The following is a 17,960-nucleotide window of genomic DNA, read 5'->3' as shown; positions in this document are numbered from 1 at the left end:
AATAGCTGTCTCGGAGTCTCGGAGTCTCGGAGTCTCGGAGTCTCGGAGTCTCGGAGTCTCGGAGTCTCGACTAGGAAATTAATTTTGCACGACTACTTATTTGAAGCCAGCAAGTTAAAGTCTCAGCTAATTTGCTATCGAAAGTATGCACAAAATTAACCTCACTACTGCTTTGTCACCAAAAACCAACCGGAATCCGTAGATACGATCGCCTTTAATCCTCCTAAATCAGTAGCTTCTTTGGTTTGACGATCGATAATCAGGTAAGGTTGCTTGTGACTTTGCCAATAATTGATTAATTCTTCAGCAGCAAGGGGAAAAACCCGACGACCACTATAAAAATTTAACGAGGGGCGCTCGTAGGCAAAAGCAATATAAACAGGGTGATCGGCCGGCACATATTTCTGCACTAAACTCGCCACCGGTTTGACGGGGAAATTCTCATTTAATTCCCAGATCCACAGGGGAGAATTGACAAAAATAAACAAAGAAACCAACATTCCCCAGAGTAAAACCACGCTGAATTGTTCCGAGCGCCGAGCTAACAAAATCGCCGTTGTCACCATGGTCAAGGAAAGTGACAATAAGGTTAAAAGAATTAAGGGATGGATAGGTTCGATAGCGGCAAAATTACCCGGAAAATAGACCATTAAAGCTAATAAACCCGCCCCAACGCCGATAATACCCAGAATAATTGACCAGATTGGATGATAGGGGCGATCAATGGGAAGATTACCCACTTGCGCCAAGGCATAACCGGCCGCTAAAGCCAAGGCCGGATAGATCGGCAGAATATACCAAGGCAATTTGGTCGCCATTACCGAGACCACCAACAAATAAACACCCGTCCAAACTAACAGTAACTTCGCCCAACTGTAGAGATGTTCCTGACGGGCTAAACGTAAACCCCAAACCGAGAAAATTAACCAAGGCCAACTATATTTAAGAATTTCCAGCAGATAATACCAAAACGGTCCGCGATGATTGTCCAGATCGTCACTAACTCGCTTTAACTGTTGAACAAAAAGGGAATCGAGAAACTCCCGCTCGTAGTGCCAAAATTGGGCGCTATACCAGGCAAAAGCGGGGGTTGCTCCCAACAACCAACCCGACCAAAAATAGGCAGACGTTAATAACCGGGGGGTATCCCAGAGCAGAAAAATAAAGCCGATACCCGCCAATAATAGCCCCATAATACCCTTAGTCAGACAAAGGAGGGCAAATCCTAACCCCGCCCCCACAGACCAGCGTAAATCGCGCCGTGAGCGCAGTAAACAGACAAACATCAGGATTTCAAAACACAATACCGCTCCATCCAACATGGCTAAACGGCCATGGCGCACCACCGGTAAAAGAGTTAAATAGATCAAGGCCGACAGTAAAGCTGGCAAACGAGCCGGAAAAATTTCTCGACCGAGAAGGTAGAGAAGCGGCACCGATAAAGCTGTAAAAAAAGCAGGAATTAGTCTAGTATTGGCCTCATTGATGCCCCAGAAATGGTAGGTTAGACCAATTAAACTATGAATCAACGGCGGTTTATTCAGGTAGGGATCACCCCAAAGACTAGGAAATAACCAGCGCAATTGTTCCAGTGGGGTTTGGCTAATTTCCTTGGCCACCTGAGCGATGGTCGCTTCATCCCAATCCCGCAAGGGTAAATTACCTAATCCCACTAGATAGATAATTAAGGCCGCTATTAATAATCCCAGTAAACACAGAAATTCTTTAAAATTTTCTCTCTGACGCAATTTATAGCTAGAATATCCCCAAGTAAATTTTTGACGGTTCATAAGCTAGGTCAGTAAACAGTAAACTGATTATGTATTGGTATAATGGCGAATTAATCGAGGATGAGCGAATAAGTCTGGGTATTGATGACGTGGGGTTGCTTTATGGAGCCACAATATTTACTACCCTGCGTATCTATCAACAAAGCTTAGATCATCCCCTAACCCATTGGCAAGAGCATCTCGAACGTTTGCACTCTAGTTTACAAGTTTTCCACTGGTCCGCTCCCGATTGGCAGCGAATTCGCCAAGGAGCCGAAAAATTATCCCTGTTGTATCCTGTCCTGAGAATCACAATTTTTCCCGATGGCAGGGAGTGGATTAAAGGCAGATTTCTCCCCGAAGATTTAAACCTTAGACAAGAGCGGGGAATTATTGGGTGGGTAATAGATAATCCCGCTTGGCAACGCGTTTTAGGAGAACATAAAACTGGTAATTATTTAACCCCTTGGTTAGCGTCACAAACTGCTCAAAAAAAAGGAGCAAAAGAAGCGATATTAGTCGATCGAGTCGGGAATTGGTTAGAAACTAGCACGGGTAATTTATGGGGATGGAAAGATAATTGCTGGTACAGTCCCCTGCTTACTGCTGACATTTTACCCGGAATCGGGCGCTCGGCTTTGATCGGCTGGTTAAAAAAACAAAATATTTCCCTGCAAGAAAATCTCTGGACCCCCGAATTTGTCGGGACTTTACAGGGGATTGCTTATAGTAATTCCCTGGTAGAAATTATCCCTTTTAATTCTATTCTTGGCTGGGATATACAGATAAATACAGCCATTTATCGGCAAGTTTTACCGGATTTACAGCAATATTTTTCCAGTCAATTAGAGAATAAATAAGGTTTGCTGAATAAATCTAAAAACCTTATCCAACAAGGTTTTTAGACTTTTTTTCCCTCAAAAAGTGCCGACCATGGGAGTGATTGGGGGGAAAATTCAGGGACTTTTTCCCTGAAAATTAGGTAAGTACCTAGGCAAAATTAATTACACATATCTAACCCCGCTCTTGCCTCTTGCCTCTTGCCTCTTGCCTATCTTCACTAGGAAATTAATTTTGCACGACTACTTAATTTACCACCTGAAAATGGGTAAAACCCTACACCCTACACCCCACCTGCCCCCCCGATGTCGGGGGGGTTGGGGGGGCCACACCCTACCCCCACGAAAAACTTTTTGCCGCAAACCCTAAATAAGGGTGTGTTACTAGAGGCTAACACACCTAAAATCTGGAAATAATACCGCTCAAGCTTTAAAATTCTCGCTCGGAATTAGCCTCACTATCGCGTTTAGAACCGAGTAAATCTAGTTGATCGACGAGAATCACCGGTTTAGAGCGAGCTAATCCCGTGTTTTTATCATTCCAAGTATCCATTTTTAAAGAACCTTTAATCCCGATTAAACCGCCTTTTTTCACATAATTAGCGGCCACCTCCGCCGTTTTGCCCCAAATTTCCAGATCGAACCAATCCGGCTGATCGCTATTTTTAGAGCGACGATTAACCGCTAAAGTGAAAGTACATAAAACCTTACCCGACTCGAAATACTTGGTTTCCGGGTCTCTCCCCGCTCGTCCCACCAAATGAACCAGATTTAAACTCATGGTCTTAAATCCTCAATTTAGTACAATAGTATGTTTATTTTAGCCCGAAACCCTGACTTTGACCGGTGGCTAGGGAGAAAATTAGGGCCAGGATTTGCGTCAATCCAGGGAGAAAGAAGCGATAATTAACTAGACTTGCGAAACAAAACCTAATAAAATCCAAGTCGATTCGATCGAAAGTCTAGCCATAGCAACGTTGTTATAAGAACAGGAGTGAAAACAAGTGGGTTTTTTTAGAGGTCTAGCCTTATCAAGGGACATAGGTATAGACTTGGGGACAGCAAACACCCTCGTTTATGTGTCAGGGAAAGGTATTGTTTTAGAGGAACCATCGGTAGTGGCGATCGATCAAGATCGTAACCCGATCGCTGTCGGGGAGGAGGCCAAAAAAATGCTCGGTCGGACTCCGGGCCATGTCACCGCTCTGCGACCCCTGCGCGATGGGGTAATCGCCGATTTTTACAGCTGCGAGATCATGTTAGCGGAATTCATCAAACGAGCGCTCGATGGCACGATTGGCAATCCCCGCATGGTAATCGGTGTTCCCAGTGGGATTACTGGAGTAGAAAGACGTGCGGTGGTGGATGCGGCCAAAAATGCCGGCTCGCGAGAAGTGGGGTTAATTGATGAACCGGTTGCTGCGGCCTTGGGTGCCGGTTTACCCGTCTCGGAAGCGACGGGAAATATGATCATCGATATCGGTGGTGGCACGACGGAAGTGGCGATTCTCAGTCTCGATGGGACGGTGATCAGCGAATCGGTGCGCGTCGCTGGGGATGAACTCACGGAAGCAATTATCGCTTATCTGAAAAAAGTCCATAACCTGATTATCGGGGAACGTACGGCCGAAGATATTAAAATTCGCCTTGCTTCAGCTTATCCCACCCCCGGAGACGAATTTCCCCCTCTGGAAGTGCGGGGATTGCATCTTATGTCCGGTTTACCCCGCACCGTGACGATCAAAGCGGAAGAAGTGCGGGAAAGTATGGATGAACCACTTTCCGTGATCGTTGATGCGATCAAACGTACCCTAGAAAAAACTCCCCCCGAATTAGCGGCCGATATTATCGATCGCGGCATCATGTTAGCGGGAGGGGGTGCTTTATTACGGGGACTCGATCGCCTAGTCAGTCACGAAACCGGTATCGTTACCCATATCGCTGAAGATCCCCTGCGCTGTGTTGTCAAAGGCACGGGAGAAGTGTTAAAAAATCAGAAACTCTTTGAGCGGATCGTTAATGAAACAACTCGCAATGTCTAAAGGTCACTAGGCTAGGTTAGCGGCAAAATTCACGGATTCTCACTCTACACAGTCAAGAGGTTTAAAATCGCTCATGTATTCAGCACGACGAAAATGGACACAGCAGGGATGGCGACTTTTTCTGCTCGCTGCCGCTTTGGGGGTAGCTTGGTACATTCGCACCTATCAAAGTGGGGCGATTTTAGAATTGTATGGTTTATTAACTCGTCCTTTTCAGGGAGAGGAAACTAATCTGCAAGAGCAACTTCTGGCCGATCAACGGGTGCGAGAATTACAAAATCGTTTAAGTGAAGTCGAATATCAAAATCAACAATTAAAAAAACAGCTTGGTTATTATCAAACCCAGAAAAAACCCCTGATTTCTGCCCCAATTATTGGCCGCAGCGCTGATGATTGGTGGCAACAGGTAATTATCGGTCGGGGTAGCGCCGATGGTGTGCCAGTGGGTGCTTCGGTGACGGGAATTGGTGGTTTAGTGGGACGGATTACGGAAGTTACCCCCCACACCAGCAAAGTTTTATTGGTCAGTAATTCCCAAAGTCGCATCGGAGCAACGGTGAATCGTAGTCGAGCCATGGGTTTAATTCAAGGTCAGGATTCCCAAGTGGCCACCCTGCGCTTTTTTGAAAAAGCTCCCGATGTCAAACCGGGAGATGTGGTGACTACTTCGGCTTTTAGTAGTCTTTTTTCGCCGGGGTTGCCCATCGGTCGCATAATTTCCCTTAATTTACAGGAAAATCCCGCCCCCACCGCCAAAATTGAATTTACCGCCACCGTGGACAATCTCGAATGGGTGTTCGTTCACCCGCAACCCCAGCAGTGAGAGGGGGAATTATGCTGAAATTAAGCCGTTTATCAGCCCGTTCTCGTTTTATACTGAATATTTTCGTCACTATCGCTTCACTGCTTCTCTGTACCTTTCTTTCCTTAATGCGGCTGCCCGGTATGGAGATTTTAGGCATCGCTCCCAATTGGTTACTGATTTGGTTGGTTAGTTGGAGTCTCAATCGCTCTTGTCTCGATAGTGTGGTGGCCGGATTAGCGCTCGGTGCTATTCAAGATAGTCTTACCTCTAATTATCCTTCCCATATCATGGTTTTTGGTCTCATCGGTTTCCTAACTTCCCGTTTACATCGACAACGTTATGTTAAAGAAGAATTGATCGCCGTGGTCTTAATTGTCTTTGTTATGACTTTAATCGCCGATGGTGCGCTCGCTTTTCAATACTATCTACAAGGAGGCAAAAATCTCGCTGATCTTTGGCTCGATTATCAACGCATTGGCCTCACTGCTGCTCTGCTTAGTAGTCTCTGGACTCCCCTCCTCTATTATCCTCTCCAGCAATGGTGGCGACAATTTAGCAATCTTTAAGGAGACAGGAGACAGGAGACAGGAGACAGGAGACAGGAGATAGGAGATAGGAGATAGGAGATAGGAGACAGGAGATTATTTTTATTTATTCTTCCCACACCCCACACCCCACACCCCAACACCCCACCTCCCCAACACTCCACCTCCCCAACACCCCACACCCCACACCCTACACCCCACACCCCACACCCCACACCCCACACCCCACTTCCCCACTACCCCACTTCCCCACTACCCCACTTCCCACCACCCCAACACCCTCACCCTCACCCGCTCAACTAACATGAAATACAAACAAAAACTTAGTCAATTTTTTCATAATCTCGCTAATAAATTAGAGAATTCCGAGCAACCCCCTAAAGTCGATCCTATCGACTCCAAATCTGCGCCAGTTGCGGGGGAAAAGCCATTAGAAGCAACTTCTGAAGAAAAAAAGGTTAATTTAGTCTCCCGAACCAGTAGCAAGGCTCTAGAGACATTAAAACCCTTAAAGAACAAATTTACTACCCTGATCGACAATTCCCCCTTACCGCAATGGCGACAACATCCCCGCTTTGGGTTGTACTTGGGATTGGGATTAGGCGTAACTGGGGGCATTTTGGGGGTAGGTTGGGGCATTTATCGCCTTGAAAGCTCTTTACCGCAAAATATCGCCGATATACAAACCTATGCTCGTCCCGGCACCCTAACCATTCAAGCCGCTAATGGGGAAATCCTCAAGCAAAATGGCCCTAGTACTTACGAAACCGTGAAAATTGCCCAAGTTCCCCCACTGGTACAGGAGGCCTTTATCGCTAGTGAAGACCGCCGTTTTCGCCAACACGGGGGAGTTGATGGCCAGGGTATTGCTCGCGCTCTCTTTTCTAACCTGAGAGCCGGGGGAGTGGTGGAAGGAGGCAGCACCATCACCCAACAATTGGCCCGGATTGTCTTTTTATCCCAAGAAAGGAGCTTTGATCGCAAATTACGCGAAATGCGTATCGCTCAGAAAATAGAAGATAAATATACAAAAGACCAGATTTTAGAGCGTTATTTTCACCTAGTTTATCTCGGTTCCGGGGCCTACGGTCTTGCCGATGCCGCTTGGTTATATTTCAGTAAACCCGTCGATAAATTAACTCTAGCCGAAGCTGCCACCCTTGCCGGGATTGTTCCCGCTCCTAGTCTCTATTCTCCCCTCGAAAACCCTAAATCTGCCCTAGAACGGCGTAATATCGTCCTAAAAACTATGGCCGAGGTGGGATTTATTACTAACGCTCAAGCAGAACTGGCGATCGCATCTCCCCTAGGCATTAAAACCAGTCCCCTAAAACGTCTGCAACGGCAAGCGGCCTATTTTACCGATTATGTGGAAAAAGAACTGCCGCAACTGGTTCCCGCTAAAACCCTAGAAGCGGGGGGATTGGTGGTAAAAACTACCCTTAATCCTCCTTGGCAAAGGGAAGGGGAGGAAGTGGTAGAAAGAGCGGTTTCTCGTTATGGCAAGTGGCAGCACTTCCAACAGGCGGCTTTAGTGGCAATTGACCCCAAAAATGGACAAATTAAGGCCATGGTCGGGGGAATTGACCACGATAAGAATCAATTCAATCGGGTGACACAGGCAAAACGTCAGCCAGGATCTACTTTTAAGCCTTTTGTCTATGCGGCGGCGATTGCGGCGGGGAAATCCCCCTATTCTAATTATAAAGATGCACAGTATGTGGTGGATGGTTATAAACCGGAAAACTACGGTGATAGGTATAGCGGCCGCGAGGTGTCCATGCGCGATGCTTTGACTTCTTCCCTGAATGTGGTGGCAGTTCAGGTGTTAGTGGCTGTGGGTTGGAATCCGGTGATTAAATTAGCTCAAGATATGGGGATCCAGTCGAAACTTTTACCCACTTATTCTTTGGCTTTGGGTGCTTCGGAAGTCAATCTTTTAGAATTGACCAGCGCCTACGGAACCTTTGCTAATAAAGGTGTGCATCAACCAGTTTACGGTATTAATCAGGTACTCGATCGCAATGGTAAAGTAATTTATCAAGCCAATTTTAAACCGAAAACTGCTCTCAATCAAAACACGGCGGCGACGATGACTTGGATGCTGCAGGATGTGGTTAATTCGGGAACGGGAACCCCCGCACAAATTGGTCGTCCGGTGGCAGGAAAAACCGGCACTTCTGACAAGGCTCGCGACCTTTGGTTTGTCGGTTATATTCCCCAATTAGTCACGGGAATTTGGCTCGGTAATGACAATAATAAACCCACCAATGGAGCTAGTACCATGTCCGCTTGGATGTGGCGACAATTTATGTTAGAAGCAATTAAGGATATTCCCTATCAAGGTTTCCCAGAACCGAATTTAGGCAAACGTCCAGTGACAGTAAAAGCGGAACCAATTAAACCCCGACGTACCTACTTTACCCAAACTACTAACAATCGTTTAGCCAGCAGCGATGAGGGTTCCCCCACCGAAGGACCCATCCGCAGACGGCGACGGGTTCGGGTAAGTCGTGAGCAAACTATTGTCCGTTCTAATACTAGCGAACCCAGCCAACGCCGTTCTAGTCGTCGGCGTACTACCGTTGCTCCTACCAGCGCCGCTGCTCCTAGTCCTCAAAATACGGCCGCCGCAGCAGCCGAACCGATTACCGTTCCCGTCACTGTGGCGGCCCCAGAAACTCGTTCGGTTCCCCTAGAGGTAACTCCTCCCACCGATGTGATTCCTCCCGCACCCCCGGCAGAAAGACGCTGAATCGGCACGACAACCCTCGCAGGATTTGCGGGGGTTACAGAGGATACTTTATCTCTGCTGATTTCTGAAAGCCTTGTAAATCAAGAGTAAAAATATAGTTGCACACGGGGTTAAATCCGTTGAGTATAGGCTACATATCAGGAGAGACAGTCATGCAAGGGGAGTGACTCTTAAATTATTACAGATGCGTCAGCGGCTGCGTGTAAGCATCCCACCGAAAAACTAATGCGCTCCGGGGTTTGGGGGCGGCGCCACGCACCCAACGGGGGGTTTGGGGGGTAGAACCCCCCAAAGGCTTGGATTGAGTGATAAAATCGGAAGTAATACGGCCATCCGTTGAGTATAGGCTACATATCAGGAGAGGCAGTCATGCAAAAGGGGGAATAAATAATCAGTTTTTAATAACTGGATTTAGTAGAATAACTTAAAAGCCGTTTAATGCCGATGACCAGTCTTATTTCCCCCACTACCATCTCCTCAACCCGTTTAAGTCTCAGCTATCAAGTGGCTATGCCGGAACCGACTTCGCACCTCTTTGAAGTCACTCTACAGATTACCGGTTGGCAAGCTCCGATTTTAAACCTAAAAATGCCGGTTTGGACTCCCGGTTCCTATCTAGTGCGGGAATACTCCCGTTTAGTCCAAGATTTTCAAGCTGTTAACCTCAACAGTCGCAAAGTTGCTAAAAATCACTGGCAGATTGACAATGGTGACAGTTCCGAAATAACGGTCAAGTATCGCGTTTTTGCCCACGATTTAACCGTCAGAACCAACCATCTCGATGATACTCACGGTTACTTCAACGGGGCTGCTTTATTTTTCTATATCCCCGATTATCAAAAACATCCCCTCACCCTGACAATTATCCCCCCCCATGGCGATTGGCGCGTTACCACTGCCTTAAAATCTTTACCCGGACAGAAAAATACCTTTCACGTCCCCGATTTCGATACCCTAGTGGACAGTCCTGTGGAGGTGGGGATTCATCAGTTATACGATTTTGTCGTCGAGGGAAAACCCCATCAATTAGCTATCTGGGGACGGGGAAACGCCAATCCTAGTCAAATTATCGCCGATACCACTAAAATTATTCAAACCGAGTCGGCTATGTTCGGTGGACTCCCTTATGATAATTATCTCTTTTTGCTACATCTTTCGGCGGCTGGTTACGGGGGACTAGAACATAAAAATTCCTGTACCCTTAACTATATGCGTTTGGGATGGCGAGATAAGGATAAATATAATCGTTTTCTGCAATTAGTCGCCCATGAGTTCTTTCATCTCTGGAATATCAAGCGTATTCGCCCAAAAGCTTTAGAAAGCTTCGATTATGATGCAGAAAATTATACTTCTTCCCTCTGGTTTGCCGAAGGAACCACCAGTTATTACGATATAGTAATCCCTCTACGGGCGGGAATATACGATAGTAAGACTTTTTTAGAGCTTTTAAGCAAAGAAATCACCCGTTATCTCAATATACCCGGTCGTCTTGTCCAACCTCTAGGCGAATCGAGTTTCGATGCCTGGATAAAACTCTACCGACGGGATAGCAATAGCGATAATAGTCAAATTTCCTACTATCTCAAGGGGGAATTATTGTCGCTGCTTCTCGATTTACTAATTCGCACCCACACCGATAACCGTCGTTCCCTCGATGATGTTTTACGCTCGATGTGGCAACATTTCGGTAAAGAGGAGATTGGTTATACCGATGGGGAGTTGCAGGCAATTCTCGAATCGGCTGCGGGAGTGGATTTAAGCGACTTCTACCAGCGTTATATCGACGGTTTGGCAGAATTACCCTTTAATCAATATCTTGAACCTTTTGGACTCTATCTGCGGGGTGTTGGCAATGGGGAGACGATACCTCATCTGGGAATGCGGGTACAGAGTGAAGCGGGTAAAGAAATAATTAAATTTGTCGAGATGGGTTCCCCTTGCCAAAAAGCGGGAATTAATGCTGATGATGAGTTATTAGCCATCGATGGATTGCGGGTGACGGCGGAACAGTTAAACGAAAGATTAAAAGACTACCGCACAGGTGATATTATTCAGATAACAGTCTTTCATCTCGATGAATTGCGAACCCTTGCTGTTCCACTGGCTGCCCCGCAGACGATTCGCTATGAAATTATCAGGGTAGAAAATCCTTCTAATAGCCAGAAACAAAATTTTTCCGCATGGGTAAATCCCGTTTAATTCTTGGTTAAATCAACAAAAAAATGTCTATTACCGCCGAAATTACTTTCCTTCCTCTCGCCTATTTTGAGAATAAATTTATCCCTTTTACTGAGGCAAAATTATCCATTGCTACCCACGCACTACACTACGGAACTGCCGCTTTCGGGGGTTTACGAGGTACTCCCGACCCTAGCAATCCAGGACAGATATTATTATTTAGATTAGAACGTCATTCTCAGCGTTTAAGTCAAAGTGCTAAGTTTCTTAATTACGAGATTCCTGCCGATAAAATCTATCAAATAATTATCGATTTTGTCAAAAATAATCAGTGTCATCGACCTTTTTATATTCGTCCCCTTGTCTATAGTTCGGGGTTGGGAATTGCCCCGCGATTGCATGGTATCGAGAAGGATTTTCTCGTCTATGGTCTAGAAATGGATGATTATTTAGCAGCCGATGGGGTTAACTGTCGGATTAGTTCTTGGTATCGTCAAGAAGATAGAAGTTTCCCGTTGCGAGGTAAAATTAGCGCCGCTTATATCACTTCTGCTTTAGCAAAAACGGAAGCGTTTGAATCGGGGTTTGATGAGGCCATTTTAATGAATTCTCAGGGTAAAGTCTGTGAAGCGACGGGAATGAATATTTTTATCATCAGAAATGGTCAGCTAATTACTCCTAGTTTTGACCAAGATATCCTAGAGGGTATTACTAGAGATAGTGTTTTAACTATCGCGCGGGATTTGGGTATTCCGGTTATTGAAAGACCCGTAGATAAGACGGAGTTATTTATCGCTGATGAGGTGTTTTTAAGTGGCACTGCGGCGAAAATTACTCCGATTAAAAGGATTGAAACTTTTTCTTTACCCGCGGCTAAACCGATTACTTATCAGTTAAAAGAAAAGTTAAGTTCTATCGTTCTCAATCAGGAACCAAAGTATCAAGATTGGATTACTAAAGTTCCTTTATAGTTAGAGAAATTTACTTGATTTTTCCTTGAGATGCGTCATCATTTTACGCATCTCAAGGAACCCTGAAATGAACGGAAATTATTCATTTTTCGGTTTGGCTCCTTCCTGTATGTAGGGTATAGTTTTCTTAGGATCAATCTTCAGGATGGGTTTATTATCTCTTGCTATTTTTTGTCTTTGATTATCGCTTTCTTGCTGACTTTGATCATTATCGGTTGTATGTTCCATAGTAGAGTAAATAACTATGACAAATATTCGGCTTACCTATGATTATACCTTAAACTCTATCCAAGTTGTCAAGGATAGTATTAATCAACTAAATACAAAACTTACTTTGATTCTGACTATTGGTTTATTGGTATTTTGGTTAATTGTACCTAAGATTTACCTGCTTATATAGTTTCCCTTGAATGTAACCAATCTCTTTATGCTTGGGTGAAGCTGTCCTGCATTTAAACGATGTCTGGGAAGTTTTATTACAAATGCTCAAACTCTCAAACTAGGGATAAATTTCCGGTATCGCCGGTCACTGAAATAGGTACAATAAACATTGGCTCGTTTTCATAGAGAACTTAAATGACGCAAAATAATCCCCTAGAGTTGATTGAGAAGTTAGAAACAGGAATCCCCGGCTTTGATTTTCTTTCGGAAGGGGGATTACCGAAAGGACGAGCAACTTTGATAGCGGGGACGGCAGGAAGTGCTAAAACGGTCTTTGCCTGTCAATTTCTCGCAGAAGGCATCAAAAATGGAGAAAATGGCGTTTTTGTCACCTTCGAGGAGCCACCCCAAGCACTAAGAAAAAATATGGGTGGTTTTGGTTGGAATATCCGGCAGTGGGAGGAGAATCGTCAATGGGCCTTTGTCGATGCTTCCCCCCAACCGGAAGAAAAGCCGATGGTGACGGGAGAATACGACCTAGGCGCATTAATCGCTCGCATTGAGTTTGCTATCCGCAAAAATAAAGCCAAACGGGTGTCTATGGATTCTTTAGGCGCAATTTTCAGCCATTTAAGTGATAGCGCTCAAGTGAGAAGTGATCTTTTTCGTCTGGCAACCGCTTTGCGAGAATTGGAAGTAACAGCGATTATGACCGCAGAAAGAACCCAAGAATACGGCGAAATCAGTCGTTATGGGGTGGAGGAGTTTGTGGCCGATAATGTGGTGATTTTACGCAACGTTTTAACCGATGAGAAAAGAAGAAGGACGATCGAAATTTTAAAATATCGGGGAACCGATCACCAAAAAGGAGAATTTCCTTTTACAATTATTCCCAATAAAGGGGCCGTGATTATTCCTTTATCAGCCATTGAATTAGAACAAAAATCCTCTAATATTCGCATTACTTCCGGCAGCTTGGAACTCGATAGAATGTGTGGGGGTGGTTTCTTCCGCGATTCGGTTATTTTGGTTTCGGGAGCCACAGGAACAGGAAAAACCCTGATGGTGACAGAATTTATGGCTGGGGGAGTAACCAATGGGGAAAGATGTTTAATTTTTGCCTTCGAGGAAAGTCGAGAACAGTTATTTAGAAATGCTACCGGTTGGGGTGTGGATTATGACCGCATGGAAAAGGAAGGTAAATTAAAGGTAGTCTGCCGTTATCCCGAAACTACGGGTTTAGAAAATCATTTAATTATGATGAAGGAAATTATCGAGGAGTTTCAACCTAATCGAGTGGCAGTAGATAGTTTATCTGCTTTAGAAAGGGTTTCTAATCTGAAAGGATTTCGGGAATTTATTATCGGTTTGACTTCTTTTATTAAGCAAAAAGAGGTGGGAGGATTATTTACTTCCACCACTCCCACTTTATTAGGAGGTTCCTCGATCACAGAAGCGCATATTTCTACAATTACCGATTCAATTATTCTGCTGCGTTATGTGGAAATGTATGGAGAAATGCGCCGCGGTATCACTGTTTTAAAAATGCGCGGCTCTATGCACGATAAGGATATTCGTGAGTTTTCGATCGATCATCAAGGTATGCACATCGGTCAACCTTTCCGCAATGTTACCGGAATTCTGGCTGGAACTCCTATGTACACAGCACAAACAGAAGTAGAACGTTTGAGTGGATTATTCGAGGATCGTAGTTAGGGTTTGCGGCAAAAAGTTTTTCGGTGGGGGTAGGGTGTAGGGTGTGGGGTGTGGGGTGTAGGGTTTTACCGATTTTCATCTGTTCAATTACCTAATTTTCAGGGAAAAAGTCCAGGGATTTTCCCCCTGATCACTCCCAGACGAGGCACTTTTGGATTTTAAAAAGGTCTAAAAGTCTTATCCAACAAGGTTTTTAGATTTATTCAGCAAGCTCTAGTTAAAATATAGCAGTACTTGCTAATCGCACATCGGCCGTTAGCTTTTTTCTCCCTATCTCCTGTCCTCTTCTTGCTTTCTTGATATGTCTAAAAACTTTTGCTTTATTTTTCTAGGTCTTTTACTGATAAATAACCTACATTTATCAGCCTTGGCAGAAACAGTTTTACAAAGAATTGCTCGCACGGGAGAATTAAAAGCGGCAGCCAGAAAAGATGCTGTTCCCTTTAGTTATATCGATGAGAAAACGGGACAATGGACAGGTTACGGAGTGGAATTAATGCGCTTAGTCCAACGTCGATTAGAACAACAATTGGGTAAACCGGTTACAATAACCTTTACAGAAGCGACGACTAATAATCGTTTTCAGCAAGTGGAACAGGGACAAGTAGATTTATCCTGTAATGCGGCAACAATTACGGAAGAAAGACTAGAAAAGGTTAATTTTTCTATTCCCTATTTTATGACAGGAGCGCAATTTCTAACTAAAAGGGAAAATGTTGATAAAATAGATATTAATAACACTTTAGCGGCAGTTGCGATCGCCTATATTCCCCACACCACCACCGATAGTATTATTCGTTATATCTATCCTCTGGCTAATTGGCAAGCTGTCAGTGATCGAAGTGAGGCAGTGGCAAAATTACAAAGGGGAGAAGTTAAAGCAGTGGTTAGTGATGGAATTCTTCTACTGGGGGAAATAGTTAAACAAGGACAGGATCCGCGACAATTTGTGCTACTACCCCGTCAACCGATTACCACCGAACTTTATGGCTGTATTTTACCCAAAAACGATCCCGAATGGAAAAAATTTGTTGATACTGTCGTCGGCAGCAATGATAACCAGAAACTGCGAGAACAATGGTTTAATTTAGAAGAAAGTTCTTTCCCCTATAGGATTCTCAATCAACCCTAAAAATAGACTGTGATTGCTGAAAATTAAAAGTAAGTAAATTCTGGTTTTTTTCCCCTTTTCCTTGTCACTTTTTCCTGAAAAACTATGTCTTTTGTCGGTTTACATATTCACAGTGATTATAGCTTACTTGATGGTGCTTCCCAATTACCGGCACTAATTGATCGAGCGCTAGAATTAGGACAACCAGCGATCGCTTTAACCGATCATGGAGTCATGTATGGTGCGATCGAATTAATTAAAACCTGCCGTAATAAGGGAATAAAACCAATTATTGGCAACGAAATGTATATAGTCAATGGCGATATTGAAGTCAATCTTCGCCACCGAAAATATCATCAAGTTGTTTTAGCCAAAAATACCCAAGGCTATAAAAATCTAGTTAAATTAACTACTATTTCTAATCTGAAAGGTATTCAAGGTAAAGGTATTTTTGCTCGTCCTTGTATTAATAAAGAGTTACTCCAACAATACCACGAAGGATTGATAGTTACCAGTGCTTGCTTGGGTGGAGAGATTCCCCAAGCGATTTTAGCTAATAACAGGAAACTGGCTAAGGAAACGGCTAAATGGTATAAAAAACTTTTTGGTGATGATTTTTATTTAGAAATTCAAGACCACGGTTCTAAAGAAGATCGGATCGTCAATGTAGAAATAGTTAAAATTGCTAAAGAATTAGGAATCAAAGTAGTTGCTACTAACGATTCTCACTTTATTTCCTGTTACGATGTAGAGGCACACGATGCCTTGCTATGTATTCAAACTAGCAAGTTAATTACTGAAGACAAACGCCTCCGTTATAGCGGCACAGAATACTTAAAATCTGCTGATGAAATGCGTTTACTTTTCCGTGATCATCTGCCCGAAGATGTGATTGAAGAAGCGATTAATAACACCTTAGAAGTAGCAGAAAAAGTCGAACCTTATAACATATTTAATGAACCAAGACTGCCTAATTATCCAGTTCCTGCGGGACATACTGCTGATAGTTATGTAGAAGAAATTGCTTGGTTAGGATTACTAGAAAGATTAAAATGTCCTTCTCGTCACGAGATTGAGCCTGTTTACAAAGAAAGGCTTGAATACGAATTAAAAATGTTACAGAAAATGGGATTTTCTACCTATTTTCTCGTCGTTTGGGACTATATAAAATATGCTAGAGATCATGATATTCCCGTCGGTCCAGGACGCGGTTCGGCGGCGGGTTCTTTGGTAGCATATTCTTTAAAAATAACCAATATTGATCCCGTTTATCACGGTTTATTATTTGAGCGTTTTCTCAATCCTGAACGGAAATCTATGCCTGATATTGATACGGATTTCTGTATCGAGAGACGGGATGAAATGATCCAATACGTCACGGAAAAATACGGGGAGGCTAATGTTGCCCAAATCATTACTTTTAACCGCATGACATCAAAAGCTGTCTTAAAAGATGTGGCGCGGGTGTTAGATATTCCCTACGCCGAATCGGATAAAATGGCGAAAATGATTCCCGTTTCTCGCGGTAAACCCACACCTTTAAAAGTGATGATTTCCGATGAAACTCCCGAACCAGCATTTAAAGAAAGATACGATACGGAACCCCATGTGCGTCATTGGTTAGATATGGCAATTCGTATCGAAGGTACTAACAAAACCTTCGGAGTTCATGCCGCGGGAGTCGTCATTTCTTCCCAACCTTTAGATGAAGTGGTTCCCCTCCAGAAAAATAATGATGGGGCGGTAATTACCCAATATTTCATGGAGGATTTAGAATCATTGGGATTGTTAAAAATGGACTTTTTAGGGTTAAGAAATTTAACCACTTTGAAAAAAACCGCCGATTTAATTAAACAAAATCAGGGTATAGATATCGATCTTGATCAATTGCCTTTAGATGAAAGAAAAGCTCTGCAAATTCGGGCTAAAGGAGAACATAAAAAACTACCTCCCGATATTCTCAAAACCCACGGATTACTAGAAGAAGGGGATTTAGAAGGTATTTTCCAGTTAGAATCATCGGGGATGAAACAGATCGTTAAAGAGTTAAAACCATCGGGTATTGAGGACATATCTTCAATCCTAGCACTCTATCGTCCCGGTCCTTTAGATGCGGGATTAATTCCTCTCTTTATTGGCAGAAAACATGGTAGAGAACCCATTCGTTATGATCATCCTTTATTGGAACCAATTCTTAAGGAAACCTACGCAGTTTTAGTCTATCAAGAACAGATTATGAAAATGGCGCAGGATTTAGCCGGTTATTCCCTAGGAGAAGCGGATCTATTGCGTCGGGCAATGGGTAAGAAAAAAGCCTCCGAAATGCAGAAACAAAGGGAGATGTTTATCGATGGTGCTGCTAAAAATGGTGTGGAAAAAAGAATCGCTGAAAATCTTTTTGAACAGATGGTAAATTTTGCCGAATATTGTCTGGGAGGTGAGACGTTAATTTTAACTGAGGAATACGGATTATTGCCAATTGCTAAAATTGTGAGCGAAGAAATTAACTGTACTGTTTATACTGTTGACCAAAATGGTTTTGTTTATAGTCAACCAATCTCTCAATGGCACGAGCGAGGTTTACAAGAAGTCTTTGAATACACCCTAGAAAATGGGCAAACTATCCAAGCAACCAAAGATCATAAATTTATGACTAGCGACGGAGAAATGTTAGCCATAGATACAATATTTGAGCGAGGTTTAGATTTAAAATCCTCTGATTTTTCCTAAAAACCAAACCCCCCAATCTTGTCGGATTGAGGGGTAGGAAAGAATAATCCTGGCATCGAGCTATTGTCCCGGTCGGCAACCCGACAAGTATCTTGGCCACGGTGAAGTTTCACAACCG

General features: G+C 43.8%; 13 protein-coding genes. 10 read left to right on the top strand and 3 right to left on the bottom strand.

The genetic code is table 11. The features are described from left to right. Nucleotides 1-164: 164 nt before the first annotated feature. Nucleotides 165-1,790 (bottom strand): ArnT family glycosyltransferase, encoded by a 1,626-nt coding sequence (locus EWV68_RS16855; protein ID WP_287170469.1) that lies wholly within the window; start codon nt 1,788-1,790, stop codon nt 165-167. Nucleotides 1,791-1,819: 29 nt separating this feature from the next. On the opposite strand from EWV68_RS16855, the gene EWV68_RS16850 reads away from it, so the two are divergent. Further along, entirely contained in the window at nt 1,820-2,629 is an 810-nt protein-coding gene (locus tag EWV68_RS16850; RefSeq protein ID WP_061431749.1) for an aminotransferase class IV, read from the top strand. 409 nt (nt 2,630-3,038) lie between these two features. Here EWV68_RS16850 and EWV68_RS16845 read toward each other — a convergent pair whose 3' ends face one another. Next, entirely contained in the window at nt 3,039-3,389 is a 351-nt protein-coding gene (locus EWV68_RS16845) for a single-stranded DNA-binding protein (RefSeq protein ID WP_002797092.1), read from the bottom strand. Between the two features lie 223 nt (nt 3,390-3,612). On the opposite strand from EWV68_RS16845, the gene EWV68_RS16840 reads away from it, so the two are divergent. The 6 genes from EWV68_RS16840 to EWV68_RS16815 all read left to right on the top strand — a co-directional run bounded on the left by EWV68_RS16840 (nt 3,613) and on the right by EWV68_RS16815 (nt 11,904). Then, complete coding sequence (locus tag EWV68_RS16840) at nt 3,613-4,650, top strand: rod shape-determining protein (RefSeq protein ID WP_061431748.1); 1,038 nt, start codon at nt 3,613-3,615, stop codon at nt 4,648-4,650. Nucleotides 4,651-4,723: 73 nt separating this feature from the next. Beyond that, on the top strand, nt 4,724-5,473 hold the full coding sequence (gene mreC / locus EWV68_RS16835) for a rod shape-determining protein MreC (RefSeq protein ID WP_061431747.1): 750 nt from the start codon (nt 4,724-4,726) through the stop codon (nt 5,471-5,473). Continuing rightward, nucleotides 5,440-6,021, top strand: coding sequence for a rod shape-determining protein MreD (mreD, locus tag EWV68_RS16830; RefSeq protein ID WP_061431746.1), 582 nt, complete (start codon nt 5,440-5,442; stop codon nt 6,019-6,021). Before mreC ends, mreD begins: the two co-directional genes overlap by 34 nt. Before the next feature lie 283 nt (nt 6,022-6,304). Further along, nucleotides 6,305-8,755: a transglycosylase domain-containing protein gene (locus tag EWV68_RS16825; RefSeq protein WP_287170467.1), complete on the top strand. Its 2,451-nt coding sequence runs from the start codon at nt 6,305-6,307 to the stop codon at nt 8,753-8,755. 438 nt (nt 8,756-9,193) lie between these two features. Continuing rightward, the gene (locus tag EWV68_RS16820) at nt 9,194-10,954 is read left to right on the top strand and encodes a M61 family metallopeptidase (protein WP_287170465.1); all 1,761 of its coding nucleotides are present in this window, start codon (nt 9,194-9,196) and stop codon (nt 10,952-10,954) included. A gap of 23 nt (nt 10,955-10,977) precedes the next feature. Next, entirely contained in the window at nt 10,978-11,904 is a 927-nt protein-coding gene (locus EWV68_RS16815; protein WP_061431743.1) for a branched-chain amino acid transaminase, read from the top strand. A 78-nt stretch (nt 11,905-11,982) separates the two neighbouring features. On the opposite strand, the gene EWV68_RS16810 is transcribed toward EWV68_RS16815, so the two are convergent. Continuing rightward, on the bottom strand, nt 11,983-12,132 hold the full coding sequence (locus EWV68_RS16810) for a hypothetical protein (protein ID WP_287170464.1): 150 nt from the start codon (nt 12,130-12,132) through the stop codon (nt 11,983-11,985). Between the two features lie 348 nt (nt 12,133-12,480). Here EWV68_RS16810 and kaiC point away from each other — a divergent pair, with 348 nt between their 5' ends. The 3 genes from kaiC (at nt 12,481) to EWV68_RS16795 (ending at nt 17,842) form a co-directional block, all read left to right on the top strand. Next, on the top strand, nt 12,481-14,001 hold the full coding sequence (gene kaiC, locus EWV68_RS16805; RefSeq protein WP_002797104.1) for a circadian clock protein KaiC: 1,521 nt from the start codon (nt 12,481-12,483) through the stop codon (nt 13,999-14,001). Nucleotides 14,002-14,302: 301 nt separating this feature from the next. Then, entirely contained in the window at nt 14,303-15,133 is an 831-nt protein-coding gene (locus EWV68_RS16800) for an amino acid ABC transporter substrate-binding protein (RefSeq protein ID WP_061431742.1), read from the top strand. Between the two features lie 84 nt (nt 15,134-15,217). Further along, complete coding sequence (locus EWV68_RS16795; protein WP_287170462.1) at nt 15,218-17,842, top strand: DNA polymerase III subunit alpha; 2,625 nt, start codon at nt 15,218-15,220, stop codon at nt 17,840-17,842. Nucleotides 17,843-17,960 lie beyond the last annotated feature (118 nt).

The sequence above is a fragment of the Microcystis sp. M_QC_C_20170808_M9Col genome, from assembly GCF_007095495.1.
Taxonomy (GTDB): domain Bacteria; phylum Cyanobacteriota; class Cyanobacteriia; order Cyanobacteriales; family Microcystaceae; genus Microcystis; species Microcystis aeruginosa.
Note: the sequence above shows the minus strand (reverse complement) of the source record. Positions and strands in the feature narration are given on the sequence as shown.